The sequence below is a fragment of the Sandaracinus amylolyticus genome (genome assembly GCF_000737325.1).
GTDB classification, from domain to species: Bacteria; Myxococcota_A; Polyangia; order Polyangiales; family Sandaracinaceae; genus Sandaracinus; species Sandaracinus amylolyticus.
Genome location: NZ_CP011125.1, coordinates 2,101,931 through 2,126,845, shown reverse-complemented (window position 1 = coordinate 2,126,845; position 24,915 = coordinate 2,101,931). Strand labels below are relative to the sequence as shown.

The window sequence follows — 24,915 nt, the reverse complement described above, 5'->3', positions numbered from 1 at the left end:
TCGTGCTCGTACCCGTCGCCTTCGGCGCCCTGACGCTCGCGGCCGCGCTCCTCGCGGCCCGGCTCGCGCCGGAGGCGACGCGGCTTTCGAGGGCCTGCGCGACCGCGGTGCTCACGTACGCGCTGGCGATCGGCGTGGTGTACGTGCTCGGTGCGGTCGGAGCGATCACCACGGGCGCGTGGGTCGCGGCGACGCTCGTGTGCGCGCTCGCGGCGGTGATGATCGGTGGGCCCGCGGCGTGGGCCGTGCTGTGGAGCGACGGCATCGCGATCCGCGACGGGCTGCGCGCGATGCGCGGCGCGGGGCGCGATGCGATCCCGGCGTGGGGCGCGATGGTCGCGGCGTTGATCGGGGTCTCCCTCGCCGCGCTCTCGACGTATCTGCTCGCGCCGTGGGCGTGGGACTCGCTCGGCTATCACCTGCCGATCGTCCACGACGCGCTGCAGACCGGGACGCTGCGGCGCGTGCCGACGAGCGTGGTCTACGTGAACGTGTACCCGCGCCTCGTCGACGTGTTCTTCATCGCGTGGCGGCTCTCGCTCGCGGACGACACGTGGATCGAGCTCGGGCAGCTGCCGATCGCGCTCGGCGGCGTGGTCGGCATCGCGGCGCTCGCCGAGCGCGTGGGGGTGCCCGCGTGGCGAGGCCTCGCGCTGGGCTGCCTCTGGCTCGCGGTGCCCGTGACGATGCTCGAGCTCGCCGCGGCGTACGTCGACGTCGCGGTCGGCGCGCTCGGCCTGCTCGCGTTCGCGCTCGCGACGCTGCCGCCGCGCCGCGGGACGGTCGTCGTCGCGGGGATCGCGATCGGGCTCATGCTCGGGAGCAAGCCGTCCGCGCCGCCGATCGCGGCGATCGCGATGATGGCGCTGCTCGTGACGGGCGCGCGCAGCCGGCAGCAGCTCGGTGTCGCGATGGCGGGCTGCGCGATCGCGCTGGCGATCGGCGCGGGCAAGTTCGTCGAGAACGTCGTCGAGTGGCACAACCCGATCTGGCCTGCGCACGTCGAGGTCGCGGGGCACGCGCTGCTGCCCGGCAAGGCGAGCACGTCGGAGCTCGCGCTCGTGGGAATGCGTGAGCCCTACCTCTCGATGAGCTGGGCCGAGCGCGTGCTCGCGTCGTGGACCGCGTGGCCCGACGTGTGGGTCTACGACATGCGCATCGGCGGCTTCGGGCCGCTCTTCACGCTGCTTCTGCTGCCGCTCGCGATCGCGGTGCCGATCGGCGCGCTGCGATCGACGCGGCTGCGCGCGGTGGCGCGGAGCGTCGGCGTGCCTGCGCTCCTGCTCGCGATGGCGACGCTGATCAGCCCGGGCGCGTTCTGGGCGCGCTACACGCTCGCGATCCCCGGCGCGATGCTCGCGCTCGCGATCGCGGTGGCGCACGTGCTGCCGCGGCGATGGGGTCGCGTCGCGGAGGGCGCGGCGGTCGCGCTCGCGCTGCTCGGGATCGCGCTCTCGTGGCGCGGATTCACCGAGGACACCGCGCCGAGCTTGTTCGCGCTGATGTCGCGCCCGGCCGAAGAGCGGCACGCGGCGCAGGCCGTCGACGCACAGGAGCGCGACTGGCAGCAGGCGCGCGCGCTGGTGCGGCCCGGCGAGGCGTTCGGGTACGACCCGAGCTTCAACCTGCCGGGGCGCTTGTGGCGAAGCGACGGACGTGGGCGCGTCGTGTACCTCGAGCGCACCACGCCGAGCGTGGACGAGCTGCTGGCGTGGTGCGCGGAGCATCGCGTGCGCGTGATGGTGCTGGGCGAGGGCCCGACCGGCGCGGCCGACACCGCCCGTGCGCATCCGGATCGCTTCCGCGAGCTCTTCCGCTCGCGGTATCCGCAGTGGCAGCCCTCGGCGGTGTTCGAGATCCTCGACGCGTCACCGTGAAGGCTCGTCTGGGCCGACCGAGCCCTGCCGATGCGCGATCGTCTCGACGACGAGCAGCGCTGCGAGCGGCAGCACCTGCATCCACCAGCGGTTCGCGAGCGTGCCGCCGAGCGCGAACGCGGTGAGGCGCTCGCCGCCGACGAGCAGCGCGACGAAGAGCGCGGAGATCTGCGCGACGAAGGCGATCGCGAGCGCGCTCGCGCGTGGCGAGACGAGACGCGACGCCATCGCCGCGCCGATCGCGATCGGCCACGCGAGCCCCCACGAGCGCACGTCGCACATCGCACGCGCGAGCTCGAGCGCGAGCGCTCCCGCCTGTGAGAGCCCTGCGCCCTCGAGCGCGTGATCGCGGTTCGCGACGCCGTGCGTGACGAGCAGGACGCGCCAGCCGAGGGTCGCGACGAGCGCGGCCGCGATCACCAGCGCGGAATCGCGCGCCGCGTCGCGGCGACGATCGCGCGACGCGACGACGTGCGCCGAGGCGATCGCGAGCGCGTGCACCACGCCCTCGTCCTTGCAGCCGGCGAGCAGGAACGCAGCGATCATCGCCGCGCAGGTCGCCCATCGCTCGGCGCGCGCGAGGCCCGCGGCGATCGCCAGCGCGAGCAGCCCGATCGGCAGATCGAGGTACGCGCTGCGCGCGTGCACCCACACGAGCGGCACCAGCACGATCGCGAGCGCCCACGCGACGCGACGATCGGCGCGCATCGTCGAGAGCGCGAGCGCGAGGCAGAGCAGGAGCAGCGTCGCCGCGCCGGCGATCATCGAGGGCACGTCGTCGCGACCCATCGCGAACGCGATCTCGGCGAGCGAGCCCACGATCGGATAGCCGCGCGGGATGAGATCGGCGGCGGGATCGAGCGCCGCTTGACGCAGCGCGAGCGCGCCCATCCGCACCTTCGCGAGCCACACGTGCTCGTCCCAGTAGAGCGGCACCGGCGCGCGCGATGCGACGATCGCCGCCGCCGCGCCGAGCACCACCAGCCCGGCGCGCGCGGGCTCCGCCGGCGCGCCCGGCGCATCGGCGCGCGCCCACCGACGCTCGACGAGCACGAGCGCCCCGAGCGCGAGCGCGATCAGCGGATGCACGATCGCGGCGAGGACCAAGCTCGCGCCGGTCGCGATCCGGATCGCCCACCCGAGCGCGCCTGCACGATCGAGCTCCCATCGCAGCGCGCGATCGATCGCCCATCCCAGCGCGGCCGCGCCGAGGAGCGCGGGGATCGAGACCCACAGCGGGACGATCATCGCGACGGCCCACACACGAGCCGATCGCCCTGCTCCTCGCAGCGCGCGTCGAGCGCGCCCGCGCGCAGCACGATCGTGGCGGGCGCATCGCAGCGCAGCCCCGCGAGCGCGAGCCGCACCGCGGGCAAGCACTCGTCGCACGCATCGTCCTCCACGTGCGCGCAGCCGTGACGCAGCGCGAACGCGCGCATCCGATCGTGCAGCGCCGTCGAGGCGCGCGCGGTGTCGCGCACCGAGGTCGGCCGATCTCCGCGCAGCGCGAGCAGCGCGTACGCGCCGGGCATCGCGCCGATCAGCGCGATCGCGACCACACCCGCGCGGCGGGCCGCGCTCGAGACCCGACGCGTGACGAGCCACGCCGCGATCCCGATCGCGACGACGAGCACGAGCGCGACGTGCGCGACGTGGCCCGTGCCGGCCCCGAGCCGGGCCTCGCCGCACGCCCCGTTCGCGCCGTCGAGCAGCAGCGCCGCCGGCGTGTCGAGACAGGTCTCGTCGAGCTCGTGCATGGTCGGGCGGCGGAGACTACCGCCGCGGCGCGATCACGCACGCCTCCCGCATGCTCCACGTCCAGACGTCTGCGCACGCGCGTCCAGACGTCTGCACATGCGCGAGCCTCACTCGGCGGCGACGTCCTCGGGCTCGACGCGATCGAAGCGCACCAGCCCGCCCGCGCCGCGCGCCACGATGCGATCCCCGCGCCGCACGCCGCCCGAGAGCACCAGCGACGCGAGCGGCGCTTCCACGAGGCGTCCCACCGTGCGCCGCATCGGACGCGCACCGAGCGCGGGGTCGAAGCCGCCACCCGCGACCAGCGCAGCGATCGCGCTCTCGTCGATCACGAGCTCGATCGCGTGCTCGTTGCGCATGACGTCGATCACGCCGCGCAGCATGCGGTGCGCGATCTCCGCGACGTCGTCCTGCCCGAGCGGCGCGAAGAAGAGCGGCTCGTCGATGCGGTTCCACAGCTCGGGCGGCATCGCGCGACGCGCGGCGCCCATCGCGCGATCCGCCGCGCTCGAGGTGGTCCTCGCCTCGCCACCGCCGAACCCGATCGCGCGCGGCGCGCTGCTCGCGCTCTCCGACGCGCCGAGGTTCGACGTCATCACGATCACGGTGTTCGTGAAGTCGAAGGTGCGCCCGCGTCCGTCGGTGAGACGTCCTTCGTCGAGCAGCGGCAGCAGCGCGAGCAGCACGTCCGGGTGCGCCTTCTCGATCTCGTCGAGCAGCACGAGCTGGTACGGACGACGGCGCACGCTCTCCGTGAGCTGTCCTCCCTCGTCGTGCCCGACGTAGCCCGGCGGCGCGCCGAAGAGACGCGCGACGCTGTGCGGCTCGCCGTACTCGCTCATGTCGAAGCGCGACATCCCGCCGGACCCGAACATCAGCTCCGCGATCGCCTTCGCGGTCTCGGTCTTGCCGACGCCGGTCGGGCCGAGCAGCAGGAACGTGCCGAGCGGACGCCGACCGCGGAACCCCGCGGCGCCCTTGCGCAGCGCGTCCGCGACACGCGCGAGCGGCCCGCGCTGACCGACGACGCGCGACGCGAGGTGCGACTCGAGCGCGAGCAGTCGATCCGCATCGCGCACCAGCAAGCGCTCGAGCGGCACGTGCGCCTCGTCCGCGATCACCTTCGCGACCGCCTCGACGTCGACGATCGACCCACCGGCACGGCGCACGCGCGCCGCCGCGAGATCGAGCGCGCCGAGCGCCTTGTCCGGCAGGTGTCGCTCGGGGAGGAAGCGCACCGAGAGCTCGACCGCCGCGCGGATCGCCGCGGGGTCGTACGCGACCGCGTGGTGGATCTCGTAGCGCGGCGCGAGGTCGCGCAGGATGCGGATCGCGGCCTCGGGATCGGGCGCGTCGACGTCGATGCGCGTGAAGCGACGCGCGAGCGCGGGGTCGCGCTCGAGGTGCTTCTTGTGCTCGGCGTCGGTGGTCGCGCCGATGCAAGGCAGCTCGCCGCGCGCGAGCGCGCTCTTCAGCTCGCTCGCGAGATCGTCGGGACCTTCGCCGCCGGCGATCGCGTGGATCTCGTCGAGGAAGAGCAGGACGCGCCCTTCGCTCTTCGCGACCTCTTCGCGCAGCTTGCGCAGCTTGTCGGCGAGCGCGCCGCGCACGCCGGTGCCCGAGACCAGCGACCCCGCGCTGATCTCGATCAGCACCTTGCCCTCGAGGCCCGGCAGCGGCGCGCCCGGCCTCGCCATGGCGAGCGCGAGCCCCTCCACGATCGCCGTCTTGCCCACACCCGGCGGCCCGATGAGCAGCGGGTTGTTCGCGCGACGACGCCCGAGCACGTCGAGCAGTGCGTCGATCTCCTTCTCGCGACCGAAGACCGGATCGATCGCGCCGGACGCGGCGAGGGCTGTGAGGTTGCGACCGATCGCCGAGAGGATCGGGAAGCGCTCCCGATCGAGCTCGTGCGGCGAGGTGTTCGCGGCGGGCTCGTTCGCGATCGCGCGCGGCGCCTCGGGCGGCGTGGTCGCGCGCGGCCCGACACGTCGGTTGGCGGGCCGTGCCGTGCTGCTCGAGGGAGGCGCGACCGACGCGCGCGTGCGCGGCACCGGCGGAACGATCGGCGCCGGGCGCGGTCGCGCCGGACGCACGTCCTCGTCGGCACGGCTCGTCGCATCGGCACGCACGATCTCGGCGCGCGGCGCTTCGACGCGGCGCGCCGGGCGCGAGGGCTCGCTCGGCGCGATCGGAGCGATCGGAGCGATCGTCGCGACGAGCGCGTCCTCGACGCTCTCGCGCACCCGCGCGGTGTTCGCGCCCGTGTGCTCGAGGCATCGATACGCCATCGAGCGCGGCTCGCGAAGCATCGCGAGAAGGAGGTGCAGCGGACGCACGTGCGCCGCATGGGTGCGCGCCGCGAGCGCCGCCGCGCGCTCGATCGCGACCTCGAGCGCGCTCCCCGGCTCGTCGTCCGCGACCTTCAGCGCCGACACGAGATCCTGCTCGCGGACGTGATGCGCCGAGAGCACCCGCTGGGACTCGGGATCGTTCTGCAGGATCGTGAGCAGCACGTGCGCCGTGCTGGCCGGCTGCTGTCGCGCGCGCGCCGTGCGCCGCGCCACGCCGATGAGTCCTTCGAGCGCTCCCGCGTGCGTCATCCGGCGGTTCCTCCGTGTGGGACCGCGGATCGCATGGACGCTGCGCGCCCGTCCAGTTTTCGTCAGGCGCGCACCTCGCGGATGCGCGCGAGTGCGTCGGTGTCGGCGTGAATCGCGCGCTGCTCGCTGCCGTCGGGAGCCTCACGCCGCCGCGGATGACTGGCGATGCACGCGTCTGCTAGCCTCGCGGGCCGTGACGAGAAGGAGCCCTCGATGACGTCTCGGAAGCCGCGCGCCTACGCCCTTTTCGCGCTCGCATCACTGTCGGCGGTCACGTTCGCGCTCGCGGGCGCGGTGCTGCCGAGCAGCGCGGTCCCGCACGCGGAGGCGCAGCGCCTGCGCGCGACGGTGTACGTCACCCAGGCCGCGATCCCGCGCGGCCTGACCGAGAAGGCGCTCGTCGGGTTCGCGCGCGGTCACCAGGCGCGCGCGATGAACGAGAGCAGCGAGGCCGAGATCGAGCAGCGCCACTGGCTCGCGAACATGGTCGTGCAGTTCAACGCACCGCCGGGCGACCTCGAGTACCACGCGCTCTTCTACAACGTGACGGACGGCGCGCGGAACTTCGTCGACGACATGGCGATCTACCTCAACGGCCGCGATCAGCGGACGTACGTGCAGCGCCTGAATCTGCAGCGCCCGCGCTTCCAGCCCAACAAGCGCTACGAGCTCGTGATCACGGTGCGACGCGCCGAGGTGGGCAACACGCGCTTCGAGACGCGTGGTGAGGAGCCGCGCCGCTCGGGTCAGGTCGACTTCAGCGTCGAAGACACGCGCGTCAGGGAGTGAGCCCCGGCGATCTCGCCTCTCGTGACGGACGCCCCACGGCGTCCGTCGTCGTTTCCGGAGCCCCGACGTCATGAGCGAAGAGCGAGACATCCAGAGCCTCCTCGGCGACGCACGCGCGGGGAAGTGGCAGCCGATCGTCCTGCTCGTCGGCTCCGAGCGCTTCCTCGCAGAGCGCGCGGCGAAGCTGCTCAAGAAGGCGGTCGTCGGAGACGGGCCGAGCGGCTTCAACGACGATCTCTTCCACGGCGCGCAGGTCGTCGCGTCGCGCGTCGTCGGCACGGCGAAGACGCTGCCGATGATGGCGAAGGCGCGCTACGTGCTGATCCGCGACGCCGAGGACGTGCCGGCCGCGGAGCTCGACGCGCTCGCGGCGTACGTCGCGGCGCCTTCGCCGAGCACGTGCCTGGTGATGATCGCCGAGAAGATCGACGGGCGCAGCAAGCTCTCGAAGGCGGCGAAGAGCGCGGGCGCGTGGATCGAGTGCGAGCCGCTGAAGGGCCCGCTGCTCGAGCGCTTCGTGCTCGGCGAGGCGAAGCGACGCGGGCACACGATCTCGCCCGACGCGGGACAAGCGCTGCTCGACGCGCTCGGCAACGATCTCGCGGCGATCGACGACGCCGTCGAGCGGCTCTCGCTGTACGTCGGCAAGGGCGCTCCGATCGATCTCGCGGCCGTCGAGGCCTCGATCGTGCGCATCCGCGTGGACTCGATCTGGACGGTCGTCGACGCCGTCGCGGCGCGGAAGAGCGCGGTCGCGCTGGAAGCGGTCGGCTCGTTGCTCGCGGATCGCGAGCCGCCGCTGCGCATCCTCGCGATGGTCGCGCGCCAGCTCCGGATGGTCGCGAAGGCGAAGCAGGCGCTCGCGGATGGCCTCCGTGGGCCCGAGATGGCGCGCTTCGCAGGGGCGCTGCCGTTCAAGGCGCGCGATCTCGAGGCGGCCGCGCGCAAGTTCGACGACGACGCGCTTCGCGCTGCGTTCCGCGCGCTCGCCGAGGCGGACCTCGCGCTCAAGGGCAGCAAGCGCCCGCCCGAGGTCGTGATGGAAGAGGTGATCCTCGCGCTGTGCTCGGGGCGCGATCTGCCGCTCGTCTCGGAGTGGCAGTTCCGGGTCTAGTCCGCCTTCGGATCCTGGAGCAGCACGTACGGCTGCACGACCACGCTGATCCAGGTGCGACCCTCGTCGCCCGGCCACTTCTCGAGCTCGTCCGCGGTGGGCCGACGCAGATCGCCGCTGTGGATCCAGTGCTCCACGCTCGCGCGATCGTCGGTCGCGATCGCGACGCCGCACGTCACGAGATCGATCGAGGGCGCGACGACGAACACGGCGCCGCGCTTGAGGTGCGCGGCGAGGTCGCTGTAGAGGACCGGACCGCGGTGGGCCTCGAGACGCTCGCGGAGATCGTCGGATGCCATCGGAAGCACGCTGTTCCCGCGCAGTCGGAGGCGCAAGCCGGGTCGACGGAACGCCGACGGCCGCGTCCCCGTGGCTTGGGGCGCGGCCGTTCGCTGCGGTCTCGCGAGGCCAGCTCGCGAGGACCGGCTCACGCCATCTTCTGGACCTGCTCGGTCAGGCGCGAGATGTAACGCGAGCCCGTCTTGTGGTGGTAGACGCCCTTGCTCACCGCCATGTCGATCTTGCGGATCGCCTCGGCGAGCGCGGTCTGGGCCGCGGCCTTGTCGGTCTTGGCGAGCGCCTCGCGCACGCGCTTCACGTGGGTGCGCACGGTCGTGCGGATGTGACGGTTGCGCAGGGTGCGCTTCTCGGTCTGGCGGATGCGCTTCTTCGCCGATTCGACGTTGGCCATTCGGGCTCCGGAAACTGGAAAGGGCGCAGAGATTAGCCGGGTGACCCGGGGTGTCAAGGCGCGGGATCGCGCGTGAGCTCCTGGCACCCCCAGCCGCCCCGCCGCGAGCGCGCCACGACGCGCAGCCCGTGCGTCGCGAACGCGCCCGTGATCTCCCGCGAGGACGACGCCGCGAACCCCGAGATCACGAGGCGCCCGCCCGGCGCGACGCGCGCCGCCAGCCCACGCGCCTCCGCGATCAGGACGTCGCGATACAGGTTCGCGACGACGATCGGGAAGCGCTCGCGCGGCATCCCGGCGCGCACGATCACGCGATCGCCGAGCCCGTGCCGGCGCACTGCTTCGCGCGCAGCACGACGCGCGAGCGGGTCCACGTCGGTCGCGATCACGCGCGATGCACCGCGCAGCGCGCACACGATCGCGAGCACGCCCGTCCCGGTGCCGACGTCGAGCACCGACGCGCGACGCAGCGCGCGCGCGGGCCACCGCTCGATCGCCGCGACGCAGAGCGCGGTCGTGGGGTGCGCGCCGTCGCCGAACGCCTCCGATCCCGCGAGGTGCAGCGCCGTCCGCGCGCGCCATCGCGCACCGGGCTCGCCCGCGTCCGTCACGACGACGAACCCGCGCCCGAGCGGCACGTGCCGCGGCGCGCTGGTCATCGGCGCGACCTCCTCGATCACGATCGACACGCTCGACAGCGCACTGCGCAGCCGTCGCTCCGCGCGGCGCGCATCGCCCGAAGGGACCCAGAGCCGCACGACCACGCGGCCGCGCGGCGCGCCCACGTCCTCGTCGACGATCTCGAGGCCCTGCACCCCGAGCGCGTACGCCGCCTCCTCGAGCTCCTCGCGCCGCGCGCTGGGCCCCTCGATCACGATCGCGACGATCGACGACACGCGCTACGGAAGCAGATCGAGCGCGCGGAGGCGAGGCGCGAGCGTCTCGTCGATAGCGCGGCGCAGCACGAGGGACTGTCGCTCCTTGCTGAATAGGCCGAGCGCCGCGAGGTCGGGCTCCGGCAGATCCGCGAGCGTCGTCCCGGCGGCGTCGAGCTGCGCGAGGATCGGATCCGTCGCGCGTCGATGCGGCTCGAGCGTGCGACGCACCAGCTCGCGCCAGTCCGCGCGCGTGCTGGCCGGGAAGCGCGCGAGCGCCTTCTCGACGTACGCCCAGCCGAACGCGTGGTGCGTCTCCTCGTCGTCGAGCGTCGCGTCGAGCACGCGCTTCACCGCGGGATCGCCGCAGCGCGCGCGCAGGTCCTCGATGAACGCGACGGAGAGCGTCTCGTTCACGCAGAGCATCGCGATCGCGGTGTGGAGGGCGCGCTCGGCCGCGGGCGCGCGCAGGTACGCGTCGGGCTCGCGCAGCTCGATCGGATCGGGGAACACCGGCACGCCGCCGATCGCCTCGCAGAGCGCGACCGTGAGCCGCACGTGGCGCAGCTCGTCGACGACGAGATCCGCCGCGCCCGCGTACACCTCGATCGGATCGCCCGCCGCGATCACCTCGCCGAGGAAGCGGTTCATGATCTGCACGCTGCGCAGCTCGGTGCGGACGCGCTCGGCCCATACGCGACGCGCGAGCTCGATGCGCGCCGGAGGATGCGCGTCGAGGCGTAGATCCGAGAGCTCGACGACCGGCCCGAGCACGTCGTCGCTCAGCGACGCGAAGAGCCCGCGCTCGTGGCGGATCGGACGGGTCGCCATCAGCCCGGACAGCCGCTGCCCGGCGGGCTCGCGCAGTAGCCCTCGCCGCAGTCCTCGAAGAGCCCGTAATTGCACACCGCGCCCGCGGGGCAGAAGCACAGATCGACGCGGCCCTCGGCGTTGCAGCAGCGCTCCCACTCGCCAGGCTCGCCGGCGTCGGGGAGCCCGCCGTCCGGCGCGCTGCAGAACAGCTCGGGATCGCCCGTGTGATCGTACGTGCATCGACCGTCGGCGCACACGACGAGCCCGAGCCCGTAGTTGCACGACGCGCCGCCCGGGCAGAAGCACGTGTCGACGCGACCGTCGTTGCAGCACGTGTCCCAGCTGCCGCCCGCGTCGACCTCCGCATCGCGACGACCGGCGTCCTCGCCCACCCGCGCGTCGGTGCCGACCACGCGCGCGTCCTGCGCGACGCCCGCATCGCGCGTCGCCTCTCGCGACTCGCTGCACGCGCCGAGCACCAGCGCGAGCACCGCGACCATCGTCGCGATCCACGCGCCTCCCGGCCCGCACCCCGCGAGCGCGACGCCGAAGATCACCAGCGCGACCACGCGCGCGAGCCGATCGAGCTCACTCATTCGTCCTCCGGAGTGCCACGCCTCGGGGGCATCCAGCAACGGGTGTGCCTCCGAATTGCGCGGAATTCACGGATCGTGATGTGCCGCGCTGGGCCGGGAAGTTGCGGGGGTGGGCTCCGTCGTCCCAACGTCGAGGCCCCGTGACGGACGAGAAGGAACGAGCGCCGAGTGCGGCGAGCGAACGTGCGGCGCTCGCAGGGCGCGCCGGGATCGTGGCGGCGGGCACGCTCGTGTCGCGTGTGCTCGGCGTCGCGCGCGAGTCCGTGATGGCGGCGTGCTTCGACGCCGCGCTGATCGATCTCTTCGTCGTCGCGTTCACCATCCCGAACACGCTGCGCGGGCTGTTCGCGGAAGGCGCGGCGTCGGCGGCGTTCGTCCCGGTCTACTCGGATCTGCGCGCCAAAGAAGGCGCGGCGCGCGCCAAGGAGTTCCACGTGCGCGCCGCCGGCGTGCTCATGATCGCGCTCGCGGTGCTGAGCGTCGTCGGCGTGATCGCGGCGCCCGCGCTCGTGGTCGCGTTCGCGTCGGGCTACCTCGAGGATCCCGCGCGCTTCGATCAGACCGTCGCGCTCACGCGCGTGCTGTTCCCGTACATCTTCTTCATGGGCATGGCCGCGCTCTCGGCGGGCGCGCTCAACGCGAACCGGCGCTTCGCCGTGCCCGCCCTCGCCCCCGCGCTGCTCAACGTCGCGCTGATCGCGGCACCGTTCACGATGATCCCGATCGCGCTCGCGATGGGCCTGCCGGCGATCGGCGCGCTCGCGATCGGGGCGCTCGTCGGCGGCGCGCTCCAGGTGATCGCGCAGTGGCCCGCGCTCGCGCGCGCCGGGCTCTGGGTGCGCCCGCGCGCGACGCTCGACGATCCCGCGGTGCGCCGCGCGATCGCGCTGCTCGGCCCGGTCGCCGCGGGGCTCGGCGTCTATCAGGTCAACCTGATGCTCTCGCGCTCGCTCGCGTCGTGGCTGCCGGCGGGCTCGCAGGCGTACCTCTGGTTCGGCACGCGCCTCGTCGAGATCCCGCAGGGTGTCTTCGCGATCGCGTTCGCCACCGCGCTCCTGCCGACGCTCTCCGATCTCGTCGCGCGCGGCGAGCACGACGAGCTGCGACGCACCTTCACGTTCGCGCTGCGCTCGATGCTCTTCGTCGCGCTGCCCGCGAGCGTGCTCCTGATCGTGCTCGCGGAGCCGCTCGTCACCGCGGTGTACATGCATGGCCGCTTCGGATGGGACGAGACCGTGCAGACCGCGCGCTCGCTGCTCTGGCAGGCCGCGGGCGTCTGGGCGATCGCGTCGGTGCGCGTCGTGGTGCCCGTGTTCCACGCGCACGGCGACACGCGCACGCCGGTGATCGCGAGCGTGGTCAACCTCGTGGTCTTCGCCGGGCTCGGCATCGCGCTGAGCCGCGTGCTCGATCACGTCGGCATCGCGATCGCGATCAGCGCGGCCGGCGCGCTGCAGCTCGTGATGCTGCTCGCGCTGTTGCGCCGGAAGATGGGCCGCCTCGGGCTCTCCGAGGTCGCGACCGGCACGCTGCGCATCGTCGTCGCGTGCGCGGCGATGGGGGCCGCGTCGTGGGGCATCGCGCGAACGGTGCGCTGGGACGACGGCGCGAGCGTGGTCGACATGCTCGTGCTCGCGGGCGCGATCGCCGCCGGCGGGATCGTGTACCTCGGCGCGGCGTGGGTGATGCGCGCGCCCGAGCTCGACGCGGTGCTCGGTCGCGTGCTGAAGCGGTTCCGCCGGGGGCGCGCGACCGCAGCCCGTTGAAAGTGGGACTTACGACTCCTAGCATCGTCGCCATGCGGACGATGCGCGCTTGGGCGGGGGCGCTGGCCCTTCTCTCCCTGACGGGATGTGGCGACGACGATGCGAGCGCGCCGCTCGACGCAGGAGGCGTGGACGCTGCACCGACCATCGTCGACGCGGGCCCACGCGAGCGCACCGACGCGGGCGCGACGAGCGTCGGGTGCGAGGCGTCGACGCGGCTCGCCGTGCCCGACGAGCCCGAGGCGCGAGGCCCGTGGCCCGTCGGCGTGCGCACCGTGACGGTCGGCCGCCTCACCGTCGACGTCTGGTATCCCGCGCAGCTCGGCAGCGAGACCGGCGTCGCGCCCGCGACGTACGACGTGCGCGACTGGCTCCCCGAGAGCCAGCGTGGCGACGCGGTGATCCCCGACGCCGACGCCCCGATCCAGACCTGCGACTGTCATCGCGATCTGCCGATCGACGCGGAGCACGGGCCCTATCCGCTCGTCGTCTTCGTGCACGGCACCGCTGCGTTCCGCACCCAATCGCTCTCGTTCCTCACTCACTGGGCGAGCCGCGGCTTCGTCGTCGTCGCGACCGATCATCCGGGCCTCTACCTCGGCGATCTGCTCGCGATCGTCTGCGCCGATCCGCGCACCGGACCGCGCATGCTCGAGGAGGACGTCGACGCGATGCTCGACGCGATGCGCGCCACGAGCGGCGAGCTCGCATGGCTCGCCGGGCGGGTCGATCCCGCGCGCATCGGCCTCGCGGGCCACAGCGCGGGCGGGATCGTCACGAGCCTGAGCGACCGCGCCGGTGTGCGCGTCGTGATCGGCCTCTCGTCGAACGGCGCGGCGCGCGAAGATCCGGGGCTCGAAGGATCGCTCTTCGTCGCCGCGACGGACGACGCGGTGGTGCCGTACTCGTCGACCCTGAGCGCCTACGAGGGCTCGCCCGAGCCGAAGTGGTTCCTCGGCATCCAAGGCAGCGGGCACCTCGCGCCGAGCGACCTCTGCGATCTCGAGAACGAAGAGGGCCAGAACCTGCTCGCGGTCGCGCAGGAGCACGGCGTCTGCGGCGCGCAGTTCGCGGGGATGCTCTTCGACTGCCAGCCCGATCACGTCGATCCCGAGGACGCGCGCGTCGTGGGCCGCGCGATCACGACTGCGGTGCTCGAGCAGATCCTCTGGTGCGCCGATCGCAGCGCCGCGATCACCGCGATCCCGGAGCGCCTCGAGCACGTCGAAGAGCTCCGCAGCGCGCCCTGAGGGCTGGAAAACGGGCGCGCGTCGTGCGACCACCGAGCATGTCGGTGGCGCGGGGTGGGGTCGTCGTCGCGTGCGTGCTCCTGATCGCGGGCTGCACCGCTCGCGGGTCCGACGTCGGGCCCGAGCCGCCCGACGCGGGGTTCCCGATCGTCGACGACGCGGGCTGCCCAGGCGTCCGCTGTCGGGACTTCGGGTACGTGTGCCGCGACGGGCGCGTGCACGAGCGACTCACGGTGCTGCTCGCGTGCGACGAGCCGCCGACGGAGTGCCCCGAGGGGCTCGTCACGTACGTCTGCGCGCTCGGGTGCACGGAGGGCAGCTTCGATCCGCACGACCCGTTCGCGCTCTGCGCCGAGAGCGCGCTGCCGCGGGTGGGCACGCCTTGCGCGAGCGACGACGACTGCACGCCGAGCGCGCCGCACACCGAGCTCGAGTGCGACACGAGCGTCGGCCTCTGCGCGCAGGCGCGCACCGAGCTCTGCAATCGCATCGACGACGACCGCGACAGCCTCGTCGACGAAGGCTGCACCTGCACGTCGCGCGTCGTCGCGACGATCGACGCGCCCTCGATGTACCCGACGCAGGTCGCGATGACGCACGATCGCATCGCGCTGCTCTCCACGGGGCCGGACCGAACGACGGCGCGCGTGCACGTCGTCGATCGCGACGGGAACACGAGGCTCGAGCTCGACGACGCGCCGCTCGCCGCGCGCATCCAGCGGATCGGCGACGAGCTCGTCGTCGTCCAGCACGATCCCTCCAGCGGACGCACGAGCATCCTCCGCCTGAGCGAAGACGGCGCGCACGAGACGGTCGCGCTCGACAGGACGCCCGCGGGCGCGTCGCCCTTCGTGCTGGGCGACGAGCGCGGCTGGACGCTGCTGCTCCAGTCGACCGGGGGCTTCGCGATGACGCGGCACACGCTCACCGGAGAGCGCAGCACGCTGCGCGTCGCGACGGAGATGCGCGCGCTCCATCACGCGAGCAGCGACGGGCGCGGAGGCCTCGTCGGGTACACCGACGAGATCGGTCTTCCGCAGATCGCGGCGGTCGACGATCGCCTCGCGCTCCAGGCGATCACGTCCGGGGGCGGCAGCGTGGGCACGATCGACGCGGCGTACCGCGATGGAGAGCGCGTCGTGCTCGCGTCCGATCCGCGCGCCTCGCCTCGCATCGTGCGCATCGGGGCGACCGGCACCGTCATCGAGGAGCGAACGCTCGTTCCTCCGCGCCGTCCGGTCGAGGGCGCGATGCTCGCGCTCGATCCTGCGACCGGACGCACCGCGATCGCGTTCACGACGTTCGGCGAGATCATCATCGCGCGCTACGACGAGGCCGGCGAGCCGCTCGACGTCCCGGTGCTCGCGGATGGGACGGCGCACATCGCGCACGCTCTCGGCTACGTCGACGGCGCGCTGCGGCTCGTCACCGGCGACGAGGACTTCAGCGGCGGCGGGCGATGGAGGATCATCGATCCATGCGCGCCGCTGCCCTGATCACACTCGGGCTCGTCGTCCTCGCGATCGCTTGCGCGCCGGAAGAAGGCCGAACGGCCCCCGACGCGTCGATCACCGACGCGTCCGAGCCCGACGCGCCGAGCGAGTGCATGCACGAGTGCTCGCGAAGCGGGCTCCGCTGCCGCGGCGGCATGATCATCGAGGTGCCGCCCGTCCTCGTGTCGTGCGACACGACCCGATGTCCCGACGGCGAGGTCGTGTGGGAATGCGAGCGCGGCTGCCCCGAGGGCCTGCTCGCGTCGGAGGTCCACCAGATCTGCGACGAGACGCGCCCGAAAGCCGCAGGCGACCCGTGCGTGGCGGACGTCGACTGCGAGCCCGCGCTGGCGGGCACGCTCGTGTGCGACGGGCGCTCGGGGACGTGCATCGCCCGGGTCGCCGACGATTGCAACGGCCACGACGATGACTTCGACGGCATGATCGACGAGCGCTGCACGTGCTCGCCGCGCCTCGTCGCGACGGTCGGGAGGACGGCGTCGGACTCGCCGCTCGGCGTGTCGTTCGGGCCCGATCGCATCGTCTTGCTCCGCGAGAGCGAGCCCGATGCGGGGGCGCACCTCGGCTCGTTGATCGTGACCGACGGGTCGGGCGCGACGATCACCGAGATGACCGATCTGCCGGGCCCTTCGACGGTCACGCGCACCGCCGGCGAGCACCGCGTGCTCCTCCAGGACGCGCTCGGCGTCTCGACGCTGATCCGCCTCCGCGACGACGGCACCGAGGAGCGCGTGGTGCTCCAGCGCAGCTCCCCGGTGAGGCCCGCGTTCGTGCACGGCGACGACTCGGGATGGACGATGATCTCGCTCCTCAGCGGTCGGCTCACGATGACGCGTCACACGCTGGCGGGAGAGCGGACGGCGATCCGCACGACCAACGAAGTGACGATGACGTTCCAGTCGGAGCACGCGGGCGGATGGGTCGTCGGGCTCGACTCGCGCATCCTGCGCGCCAGCGCGACGCTCGAGCTCTCCGAGCACGCGACGCTGCCGCTCGCGCCCTACCGCATCGAGCCGATGCCGCTACCGGACGGGCGCACGCTGCTGCTCGTCGAGGAGACGACGGCGTTCGCGCAGCTGGTCACGCTGCATCCCGACGGCACGATCCAGGCCCACGGAGAGATCGACCTCCGCCCCACCGATGGTCCGAAGCGCGCCGCCGTCGATCCCGCGACCGAGCGCGTGGCGATCGCGGCGCGCCACGCCGGCGTGCGCGTCGCCCTCTACGAGCCGGGCAGCACGACCCCGAGCGCGCACGTCGTGTTGCAGCCGACGCAATCGTTCCAGACGCGCTCGATCGCGATCGGCCACGTCGGCACTGGTTTCCGCGTGGTGGTCGGTCATCGCGACGCGGGTGACCCGGCGTGGACGATCTTCGATCCGTGTCCCGAGTGGTCGATCACCGCGACTCGACGACCACCTCCGTCGTCACCGAGCTCGCGATGAAGCAGCCGTCGTGCGCCTGACGATGCAGTGACGCGAGCATCGCGTGGTCGGGCGTTGCTCCACCGAACGTGATCCGCGGGCGCAGCACGACGCGCGTCACGCGCGTCTTCTCACCCGGCCGTCGCTCGAGCGTCCCCCGCGCGTCGTCGTCGTACGCGTCGACCACGATGCCCTTGCGCGCGCACAGCGCGAGGAACGTCAGCATGTGACAGCTCGCGAGCGCCGCGACGAGGAGCTCCTCGGGGTTCGGCAGCGCCGCGTCCCCGAGATACGCGGCCGCCGCGCTCATCTCGTGCGCCACGCCCCCGCCGTACTCGACGCGGTGGGTGCGCGAGTACTGCGGATACGAGTGCTCCCGATTTCCGCGTCTCCATTCGATCTTCGCCACGTGCTCGCTCGCCATGTCGCGATGCGTGCGAGCCGATGAATGCGTTTGCAAGTGGCTTGCCCCACCAGATGATCGAGACCACAGTCGCTCCGCCGCGCGACGACCCCCACTCGTCTCTCCATGTCGTCCGCGCCGCGAGGTCAGAACATGTCGACCGCGGAACACGAACCGCGCGCGTCGCAGTCATCGACGCTGAGCCCGGCTCCGGCGCTCCGCCCCCCGCCGCCGCTCGCCAAGCGCCTGATGCTGTTGTTCACGGTGCTCACCCTCGCGGGATTGGGCGTCGCGCTCTCGCAGCGGCTGGGCCAGGCATCCGCGGAGCAGGCGGAGTTCGCGACGGCGCGCGAAGAAGCCGCCGCTGCGGCGGGCCGTGCGCCCGAGGTGGAGGTGGTGCGTCCGACCACCGCCGCGTTCGCGCCGCTCGTCGTGCTGCAGGGCACGCTCGAGCCCGTGCAGGCTGCGGACCTCGGGTTCGAGGTCGCGGGCCGCGTGTCGCGCGTCGACGTGGCGCTCGGTGAGCACGTCCGCGCAGGTCAGGCGCTGGTGTCGCTCGATCGCGCCAGCCTCGGCGCGCAGAGCGCGCAGAGCGAGGCCGCCATCGCGGTCGCGCAGGCGAACGTCGACATGCTGCGTGATCGCGTGACCCTCCTCGAAGGGCTCGTGCGCAGCGGTGCGTCGCCGGAGCGCGAGCTCACCACGGCGCGGCAGCAGCTCGCGGTCGCCGAGGCCCAGCTCGGCCAGGCGATGGCGAGCCGTCGTCAGCTCGCCACGCAGTCCGCGGATCACGTGCTCCGCGCGCCCTTCGACGGCGTGGTGACGCGCGTGCCGAACGGCGTCGGCGCGGTCGCGGGCCCCGGCACGACGCTGGTGCGCGTCGAGGATCTGTCGTCGCTGCGGCTGCGCACGACGGTGAGCCAATCGGAGCTCGAGGCGCTCGAGGTCGGCGCGACCGCGTCGATCGAGGGCCACGAGGGCGTGAGCGGGACGATCCGCAGCGCGGTGCGCTCGCTCGATCCGCAGACGCGCCGCGCGCCCGTCGAGGTGCTCGTGCCCAACGCGGGCACGCACCTCGTCGCGAACGCGCTCGTCCGCGCGCGCGTCGTCGTCGGCACGCCGCGACCCGCGCTGCGTCTGCCCGCGACGACGCGTCGCCCCAACGGCGAGATCCTCGTGATCGACGCCGAGGGTCGCGTCGTCACGCGCAGCGTGTCGGCGCAGTCGGACGTCGATGGCTCGTGGCTCGTGACCGACGGGCTCGCCCCCGAGGATCGCGTCGTGCTGCGTCCCGCGACCGCGCGCGAAGGCCAGATCGTCGTCCCCGTCGAGTCGCAGACCGCGCCGGCCGATCCGCCCCGCGCGGGGCTGTGATCGTCGCGTTCGCAAAAAACTGAGTCGGGCTCACTTCCGCCCTCGAGGTTCGAGATGACGTTGTCGGACGTCGCGATCAAGCGTCCCGTGTTCACCTCGATGATCTCGCTCGGGATCATCGTGCTCGGGGTCCTCGGGTACTCGCGCCTCGGCGTGAACCTGTTCCCCGACGTCGAGTTCCCCGCGGTGACGGTCACGACCGTCTACCCCGGCGCGAGCCCGGCCGAGATGGAGACGCAGGTCACCGAGAAGATCGAGGACGCGATCGTCTCGCTGCCCGGCATCGATCGCATCCAGAGCTGGTCGCGCGACTCGGTCTCGAACGTCGTCATCTTCTTCGAGCTCGACGTCGATCCGGTCGAGGCCGCGACCCAGGTGCGCGAGCGCGTCGCGCAGATCCGCGCGCAGCTGCCGCGCGAGGTCGAGGACCCGACGGTCGTGCGCCTCGACATCAGCGCGGCGCCGATCATGACGTACACGCTCTCGGGCGACGCGGACCTCAACCGGCTCCGCGACTTCGCCGAGGACGACATCCGTCCGTACCTCGAGCAGGTCGACGGCGTCGCGAGCGTGAGCGTCAACGGCGGTCGCGAGCGCCAGATCAACGTCGAGCTCGACGTCGATCGTCTGATCGCGCTCGGCATGACGCCGCTCTCGGTGGTCGAGCAGATCCAGCGCGAGAACCTCAGCGTCCCCGCGGGCGGCTTCGACGAAGGTGATCGCCGCATCGCGGTGCGCACGCTCGGCGAGCTCGTCAGCATCGACGAGCTGCGCCAGCTCCCGGTCGGCACCGGCGCGGACGGCTCACTCGTGCGCCTCGGCGACATCGGCACGGTCGAGGACGGCTTCGCGGATCAGACGACGATCGTGCGCAGCAACGGCCGTCCCGCGGTCGTGTTCGCGATCATGAAGGCGTCGGGCTCGAACACGGTCGAGATCAGCGAGGGCGTGCGCGCGCGCCTCGCGGAGCTGCCGATGCCCGCGGGCGTCAACGCGACGCTCGTGATGGATCAGGCGGAGTTCGTGCTCGAGAACGCGCACGAGGTGCAGATCGCGCTGTGGTTCGGCGGCGCGATGGCGATCCTGATCATCCTCGTGTTCCTGATGGACCTGCGCAGCACGTTCATCAGCGCGCTCGCCCTGCCCACCAGCGTGCTCGGCGCGTTCTTCTTCATGTACCTGATGGGCTTCACGCTCAACATGATGACCCTCTTGGGTCTCTCGCTCGCGATCGGTCTGCTCATCGACGACTCGATCGTGGTGCGCGAGAACATCATGAAGCACCTCGAGCGCGGCGAGGACCCCGAGGTCGCCGCGAGCAAGGGCACGCGGGAGATCACGCTCGCCGTCCTCGCGACGACCGCGACGCTCTGCGCGGTGTTCGTGCCCGTCGCGTTCACCGGCGGCATGGTCGGTCAGTTCTTCCGCGAGTTCGGCCTCACCATCGCGGCCGCGACGGTCCTCAGCGCGTGGGTCGCGTTCACGCTCGACCCGATGCTCTCGGCGCGCCTCGCGAAGAAGATCGAAGGCGGCGCGCACGCGGGCCACGACGACGGCGCGTTCGGCTTCATCAAGCGCCCGCTGCGCGGCTTCTACGAGACGCTCGACTCGCTGTACGCGTCGCTGCTCGTGTGGCTGCTCGGGAAGAAGTGGCGCATGGCCGTCGTGCTCTTCCTCGCGTTCGCGTGCTTCGTGGGCTCGCAGATGCTCGTGCCGCTGATGGGCAGCGAGTTCACGTCGGCGGAGGATCGCGGTCAGTTCAACGTCGACATCGAGCTGCCGGCGGGCACGCGCCTCGAGGAGAGCGCGCGCCTGTCCGCGCTCGCCGAGAACGAGCTCGGGCAGGACCCGCTCTTCACGAACATCTACGTCCGCGCGGGCGTGAACGGCGCGCCGAACATGGTCACCTGGACCGTGATCTGCCCGCCGAAGAACGAGCGTGACGTGACGCAGGTCGAGCTCGAGCACCGCACGCGCGACGCGATCCTGCGGCACATCCCGGAGGCCGAGATCGCGATCTCGCCGCCCGGCATCGTCGAGGGTGGTCGCGACTACGGCATGGAGCTGCACGTCGTCGGCGACGACTTCGCGTCGATCGCGGAGACCGCGAACTTCTTCTACGACACGCTGCGCGGCATCCCGGGCACGCGCGACGTCGATCGCCAGTACTCGCCGGGCAGCCCGCAGCTCGAGGTGCACGTCGATCGCGATCGCGCGTCGCAGCTGCACATCCCGCTCGCGCTCATCGCGCGCACCGCACGCGCGTCGATCGAGGGCGAGGTCGCGGGCCAGTACCGCGACGGCGACGACGAGGTCGACATCCGCGTGCGGCTGCGCCCCGAGGATCGCGCGCACGCGGGGCTGATCGCGAACCTGCGCATCGTGTCGCCGGGTGGCTTCGTGCCGCTCTCGGATCTCGCGACGGTCGGTCGCGGCGAGGGCCCGGCGGAGATCCAGCGCAGCAATCGCCGCCGCACCATCGTCGTGACCGCATCGGCCGAGGGCCGTCCGATCGGCGACGTGCTCGCCGAGTTCGAGCAGCGCATCGCCGATCACCCGATGCCCGCCGGCGTGAGCTGGGAGCTCGAGGGTCAGGCGAAGATGATGAACGAGTCGAACTCGAACATGGCGATCGCGCTGCTGCTCGGGATCGTCTTCATCTACCTGGTGCTCGCGTCGCAGTTCGAGTCGCTGATGCACCCGGTGACGATCATGATGGCGCTGCCGCTCGCGTTCGTCGGCGCGTTCGTGGCGCTCTTCCTCTCGCACTCGTCGATGTCGATGGGCGCGACGATCGGCTTCATCCTCTTGATGGGCCTCGTCACGAAGAACGGAATCTTGTTGATCGATCACGCCGTCACGAAGGTGCGCGAGGAAGGATGGTCGCCGCACGCGGCGATCCTCGACGCGGGCCCGTCGCGCATGCGCCCGATCCTGATGACGAGCGCCGCGATGGTGCTCGGCATGCTGCCGACCGCGCTCAACGACGGCCCGGGCAGCGAGTTCCGCGCGCCGATGGCGATCGGCATCATCGGCGGCGTCATCAGCTCGACACTGCTCACGCTGCTCGTCGTGCCGGTCTTCTATCTGATGATGGAAGGGCTGCGCGAGCGCACCGCGGACTTCTGGGTGCGGTGGGTGCTCGGTCGCCCGCGCGCGCCGGGCGGCGCGCGCAAGGCGGTGAGCATCGCGCGCGAGCCCGAGCAGCCGATCGCCGACGCCGCCGAGGAGTGATCGCGAGCGCGTGCGGCGCGGGTGTCGTCGAATACACTCGCGCCGCATGTCGAAGCCCCGAGGCCGTCGCGATCGCGGCAAGGAGCGAGATCGCCCGAGAGCGCGGCCCGAAGGTCCGCGGCGTCCGCTCGACGCGCGCGCGCAGCGGCCCGATGCTCGTCCGAGGCCGGATGCGCGCAAGCCGCCCGACGATCGCGCGCAGTCGATCGTGCGCGTCCCGGTCGAGCGCGGAAAGCCGCTCGACGGCGAGTGGCTCTGGACCACGCGCCCGGGCTCGGAGCAGGACCTCGTCGACGAGCTGACGATCGCGCTCGGTCGTGATCGCGCGCGCCGCGTGGGGCCCGCGCTGGTCCGCTCGAGGGGCGCGCCCACCGCGAAGGAAGGCGGCGTCGAGGTCACGTTCGCGCGCCAGGGCTTCCGCATCGCGGGCGAGGCGAGCGGCGAGCGCTCTGCGATCGTGAGCGCGATCGCCGAGCGGGCGCGCCCGCAGGGCACGTACGCGATCTCCGCGTGGGTGCCCGACACCGACGCGCTCAATCCGCTCGCGCCCGACGCCGACGCGATCGAGTCCGCGCTCGCGGCGACGCTCGACGCCCAGGCGCCGCGCCGCGTCGCGATGACCGCGCTCCCGCACGCCGGCGCGATGCTGCTGCAGGTCGCGCTCGTCGCGCGCGACCACGCGATCTTCGGCGCGAACGGAACCGAGCATTTGCTCAGTTTCTCACCGGGCGGCCGCGCCCGGATGCGCGTCGGCGGAGAGCGCCCTTCGCGCGCGGCGCGCAAGGTCGAGGAGGCGCTCGCGTGGCTCGGCGTGTCGCCCGGGCCCGGCGAGGTGTGCGTCGATCTCGGCGCCGCGCCCGGCGGCTGGACGTGGGTGCTGCTCGAGAAGCGCGCGAAGGTGATCGCGGTCGATCCCGCGGAGCTGCGCCCCGACATCGCGCGCCATCGCAACGTCGCCCACCACAAGGCGAGCGCGTTCCAGTTCGCGCCCGAGGAGCCGGTGGACTGGCTCTTCTGCGACATGGCGTGGCGCCCGCTCGAGGTCGCGCAGCTCCTCGCGAAGTGGGGCCGCCGCCGCTGGGCGCGGATCCTCGTCGCGAACCTCAAGCTGCCGATGAAGACGAAGGCGAAGACCGTCGAGGACCTCAAGCAGGTCGTCGCGGGCGGCGGATGGACGCGCATCCGTACGCGCCAGCTCTATCACGACCGCGACGAGATCACGCTGACGGCGCACCTCTGATCGCGTGCGTGCTACACCCGCGCGCATGTCGACGAGACCAGCGCTCCTCCTCCTCGGTTGCCTCCTCTTCGTCGCGTCGTGCGGCGCGCGACAGCCGCGCGTCGGGCCCGATCCGGTGCCGCGCGGCGAGTGGTGCCAGACCGTCGGCCGCACGTTCTGCAACTGGATGATCGACAGCTGCTCGAGCGGCGAAGCGCTCTGGACCGACGGCGAGTACAGCTGCGAGGACCGCTACGTCGAGCGCTGCGTGGGCGGCGGCAATCGGTTCCACGCGAGCGGCCACAGCTACGACGATCTCGCGCACTGCGTCGACCTCTTCGAGCAGACGAACTGCCTCGAGCTCGGCATGACCCACGTGCGCGCGGACGGGCATGGCAGCATGGACCTCTCGCGCCTTCCGCGGGAGCTGGTCTCGAGCTGCGAGCTGAACCTGTCGCGCTGAGCGAGCTGCGTTCTGGGATACAGTGCGGGGCGGATGGCTTCGATCCGGTCACGCATCCGCGCCGTGTTGCGCACCGTCGCGGTGGAGCGCGGCATCGGGTTCGCGCTCTACCAGCGCCTCGTCTCGAACAACGACGGGCGCGACCACGCCGAGTACCTCCGCCGCCACGGCGGCCTGCACTCGATGGGGCGCGACGTGATGATCGTCCCGGGCACGACGATCACGGACCCCGCGTACACGCGCATCGGCAACAACGTCGTGCTCAGCAAGTGCGCCCTGATCGGCCACGACGGCTCGATCGGCGTGCTCTCGCGCGCGTACAAGCGGAAGCTCGATCGCGTCGGCAAGATCGACATCCGAGACGACGTGTTCATCGGCTTCGGCGCGATCGTGATGCCCGGCGTGACCATCGGGCCCAACGCGATCGTCGCCGCGGGCGCGGTGGTGACGCGCAACGTGGAGCCCGGGACGATCGTCGCGGGCGTGCCGGCGCGCGAGGTCGGCCGCGTCGCGGAGCTCGTCGACAAGCTGGAGCGCGAGTCGCGCGATCTCCCGTGGTGGGATCTGCTCGCCCGCCGCGAGGGCGACATCGATCCCGAGCTCGAGCCCGAGCTGGTGCGCCGCCGCGTCGCCGCGTTCTACGGCCGCGGCGACGCTGAATGAATCAGCGACAGAGCTTCGTGAGCATCGCGACCTGTCGCGTGAGGAGGTCCAGTCCTCGCTCGTAGTCTCCGTCGTCGATGGCGCCGAGCACCTTGAGCGCGTCGAGCACGGCAGCACATTCCATCGCGGATCCTCGCGCGATGGTGAAGTGACGAGCGGCGTCACGATAGGACGCGCGCCCAGCAGCCTCGGCGATGTTGAGCGGGCTCGACGTCGCCGCGCGGCGCAGCTGATCGGCGAGGCTCGCGTAACCACGCGGAACAGCCGTCGAGACATCGGCCGCAAGCGCGAGGAATTCGATCGCGACGCGGTACACGTCCAGCTCTGGAAATGCAGCATGAGCGCGCTATCGGCGCCGCACTCGAGCGAGTGCTTCGAACGTCACGACCGCGAGCAGGAAGGCGAGCGGGAGGACGAGCCACGACCACGACCACGACCACGGCCACGGCCACGACCACGTCCACGTCCACGTCCACGTCCACGTCCACG

22 protein-coding genes are annotated in these 24,915 nt (G+C 72.4%); 12 read left to right on the top strand and 10 right to left on the bottom strand.

Annotated elements, in window-relative coordinates; genetic code table 11:
- The first annotated feature begins 2 nt into the window (after nucleotides 1-2).
- Nucleotides 3-1,877 carry a hypothetical protein gene (locus DB32_RS08940; RefSeq protein ID WP_053231996.1) on the top strand — a complete coding sequence of 625 codons (1,875 nt, stop codon included), beginning with the start codon at nucleotides 3-5 and terminating at the stop codon, nucleotides 1,875-1,877.
- On the opposite strand, the gene DB32_RS08935 is transcribed toward DB32_RS08940, so the two are convergent.
- The 3 genes from DB32_RS08935 to DB32_RS08925 form a co-directional block, all read right to left on the bottom strand.
- On the bottom strand, nucleotides 1,869-3,125 hold the full coding sequence (locus DB32_RS08935) for a hypothetical protein (RefSeq protein ID WP_157068873.1): 1,257 nt from the start codon (nucleotides 3,123-3,125) through the stop codon (nucleotides 1,869-1,871). The two genes, DB32_RS08940 and DB32_RS08935, sit on opposite strands and share 9 nt — an antisense overlap.
- Entirely contained in the window at nucleotides 3,122-3,634 is a 513-nt protein-coding gene (locus DB32_RS08930; protein WP_053231994.1) for a hypothetical protein, read from the bottom strand. The genes DB32_RS08935 and DB32_RS08930 overlap by 4 nt, the downstream gene beginning before the upstream one ends.
- A gap of 108 nt (nucleotides 3,635-3,742) precedes the next feature.
- The gene (locus tag DB32_RS08925) at nucleotides 3,743-6,238 is read right to left on the bottom strand and encodes an AAA family ATPase (protein ID WP_053231993.1); all 2,496 of its coding nucleotides are present in this window, start codon (nucleotides 6,236-6,238) and stop codon (nucleotides 3,743-3,745) included.
- Between the two features lie 213 nt (nucleotides 6,239-6,451).
- On the opposite strand from DB32_RS08925, the gene DB32_RS08920 reads away from it, so the two are divergent.
- On the top strand, nucleotides 6,452-7,027 hold the full coding sequence (locus DB32_RS08920) for a hypothetical protein (RefSeq protein WP_053231992.1): 576 nt from the start codon (nucleotides 6,452-6,454) through the stop codon (nucleotides 7,025-7,027).
- Between the two features lie 70 nt (nucleotides 7,028-7,097).
- Nucleotides 7,098-8,141, top strand: coding sequence for a DNA polymerase III subunit delta (holA, locus tag DB32_RS08915; RefSeq protein WP_053231991.1), 1,044 nt, complete (start codon nucleotides 7,098-7,100; stop codon nucleotides 8,139-8,141).
- Here holA and DB32_RS08910 read toward each other — a convergent pair.
- From DB32_RS08910 to DB32_RS48055, 5 genes are all read right to left on the bottom strand, one after another.
- Nucleotides 8,138-8,440, bottom strand: coding sequence for a DUF2288 domain-containing protein (locus tag DB32_RS08910; RefSeq protein ID WP_053231990.1), 303 nt, complete (start codon nucleotides 8,438-8,440; stop codon nucleotides 8,138-8,140). The two genes, holA and DB32_RS08910, sit on opposite strands and share 4 nt — an antisense overlap.
- Before the next feature lie 128 nt (nucleotides 8,441-8,568).
- Complete coding sequence (rpsT, locus tag DB32_RS08905) at nucleotides 8,569-8,832, bottom strand: 30S ribosomal protein S20 (RefSeq protein ID WP_053231989.1); 264 nt, start codon at nucleotides 8,830-8,832, stop codon at nucleotides 8,569-8,571.
- Nucleotides 8,833-8,885: 53 nt separating this feature from the next.
- On the bottom strand, nucleotides 8,886-9,728 hold the full coding sequence (locus DB32_RS08900; RefSeq protein ID WP_053231988.1) for a 50S ribosomal protein L11 methyltransferase: 843 nt from the start codon (nucleotides 9,726-9,728) through the stop codon (nucleotides 8,886-8,888).
- 3 nt (nucleotides 9,729-9,731) lie between these two features.
- Nucleotides 9,732-10,538, bottom strand: a complete 807-nt coding sequence (locus DB32_RS46545) for a ferritin-like domain-containing protein (protein ID WP_053231987.1) — start codon at nucleotides 10,536-10,538, stop codon at nucleotides 9,732-9,734.
- The gene (locus DB32_RS48055; RefSeq protein WP_053231986.1) at nucleotides 10,538-11,116 is read right to left on the bottom strand and encodes a hypothetical protein; all 579 of its coding nucleotides are present in this window, start codon (nucleotides 11,114-11,116) and stop codon (nucleotides 10,538-10,540) included. The genes DB32_RS46545 and DB32_RS48055 overlap by 1 nt, the downstream gene beginning before the upstream one ends.
- 140 nt (nucleotides 11,117-11,256) lie before the next feature.
- Between DB32_RS48055 and murJ the strand changes: the two genes are divergently transcribed.
- The 4 genes from murJ to DB32_RS08870 are packed head-to-tail and all read left to right on the top strand — an operon-like array spanning nucleotide 11,257 to nucleotide 17,091.
- Entirely contained in the window at nucleotides 11,257-12,882 is a 1,626-nt protein-coding gene (gene murJ / locus DB32_RS48050) for a murein biosynthesis integral membrane protein MurJ (RefSeq protein WP_053231985.1), read from the top strand.
- A 32-nt stretch (nucleotides 12,883-12,914) separates the two neighbouring features.
- Nucleotides 12,915-14,132, top strand: coding sequence for an alpha/beta hydrolase family protein (locus DB32_RS08880; protein WP_157068870.1), 1,218 nt, complete (start codon nucleotides 12,915-12,917; stop codon nucleotides 14,130-14,132).
- A gap of 44 nt (nucleotides 14,133-14,176) precedes the next feature.
- Nucleotides 14,177-15,628 carry a hypothetical protein gene (locus DB32_RS08875; RefSeq protein ID WP_157068869.1) on the top strand — a complete coding sequence of 484 codons (1,452 nt, stop codon included), beginning with the start codon at nucleotides 14,177-14,179 and terminating at the stop codon, nucleotides 15,626-15,628.
- On the top strand, nucleotides 15,610-17,091 hold the full coding sequence (locus DB32_RS08870) for a hypothetical protein (protein WP_053231982.1): 1,482 nt from the start codon (nucleotides 15,610-15,612) through the stop codon (nucleotides 17,089-17,091). Before DB32_RS08875 ends, DB32_RS08870 begins: the two co-directional genes overlap by 19 nt.
- Here DB32_RS08870 and DB32_RS08865 read toward each other — a convergent pair.
- On the bottom strand, nucleotides 17,045-17,392 hold the full coding sequence (locus DB32_RS08865) for an OsmC family protein (RefSeq protein WP_205627038.1): 348 nt from the start codon (nucleotides 17,390-17,392) through the stop codon (nucleotides 17,045-17,047). The two genes, DB32_RS08870 and DB32_RS08865, sit on opposite strands and share 47 nt — an antisense overlap.
- Nucleotides 17,393-17,722: 330 nt before the next feature.
- Here DB32_RS08865 and DB32_RS08860 point away from each other — a divergent pair, with 330 nt between their 5' ends.
- The 5 genes from DB32_RS08860 to DB32_RS08840 are packed head-to-tail and all read left to right on the top strand — an operon-like array spanning nucleotide 17,723 to nucleotide 24,426.
- Entirely contained in the window at nucleotides 17,723-18,847 is a 1,125-nt protein-coding gene (locus DB32_RS08860; RefSeq protein ID WP_169791382.1) for an efflux RND transporter periplasmic adaptor subunit, read from the top strand.
- Nucleotides 18,848-18,901: 54 nt separating this feature from the next.
- Entirely contained in the window at nucleotides 18,902-22,081 is a 3,180-nt protein-coding gene (locus DB32_RS08855; protein ID WP_053231979.1) for an efflux RND transporter permease subunit, read from the top strand.
- A 46-nt stretch (nucleotides 22,082-22,127) separates the two neighbouring features.
- Nucleotides 22,128-23,321, top strand: a complete 1,194-nt coding sequence (gene rlmM / locus DB32_RS08850) for a 23S rRNA (cytidine(2498)-2'-O)-methyltransferase RlmM (RefSeq protein WP_053231978.1) — start codon at nucleotides 22,128-22,130, stop codon at nucleotides 23,319-23,321.
- Nucleotides 23,322-23,346: 25 nt separating this feature from the next.
- A complete protein-coding gene (locus tag DB32_RS08845) occupies nucleotides 23,347-23,763 on the top strand; it encodes a hypothetical protein (RefSeq protein ID WP_053231977.1) in 417 nt (138 codons plus the stop codon).
- Between the two features lie 33 nt (nucleotides 23,764-23,796).
- On the top strand, nucleotides 23,797-24,426 hold the full coding sequence (locus tag DB32_RS08840) for an acyltransferase (RefSeq protein ID WP_075097484.1): 630 nt from the start codon (nucleotides 23,797-23,799) through the stop codon (nucleotides 24,424-24,426).
- A gap of 1 nt (nucleotide 24,427) precedes the next feature.
- Here DB32_RS08840 and DB32_RS08835 read toward each other — a convergent pair whose 3' ends face one another.
- Nucleotides 24,428-24,742, bottom strand: coding sequence for a four helix bundle protein (locus tag DB32_RS08835; RefSeq protein ID WP_075097483.1), 315 nt, complete (start codon nucleotides 24,740-24,742; stop codon nucleotides 24,428-24,430).
- Between the last annotated feature and the right edge of the window lie 173 nt (nucleotides 24,743-24,915).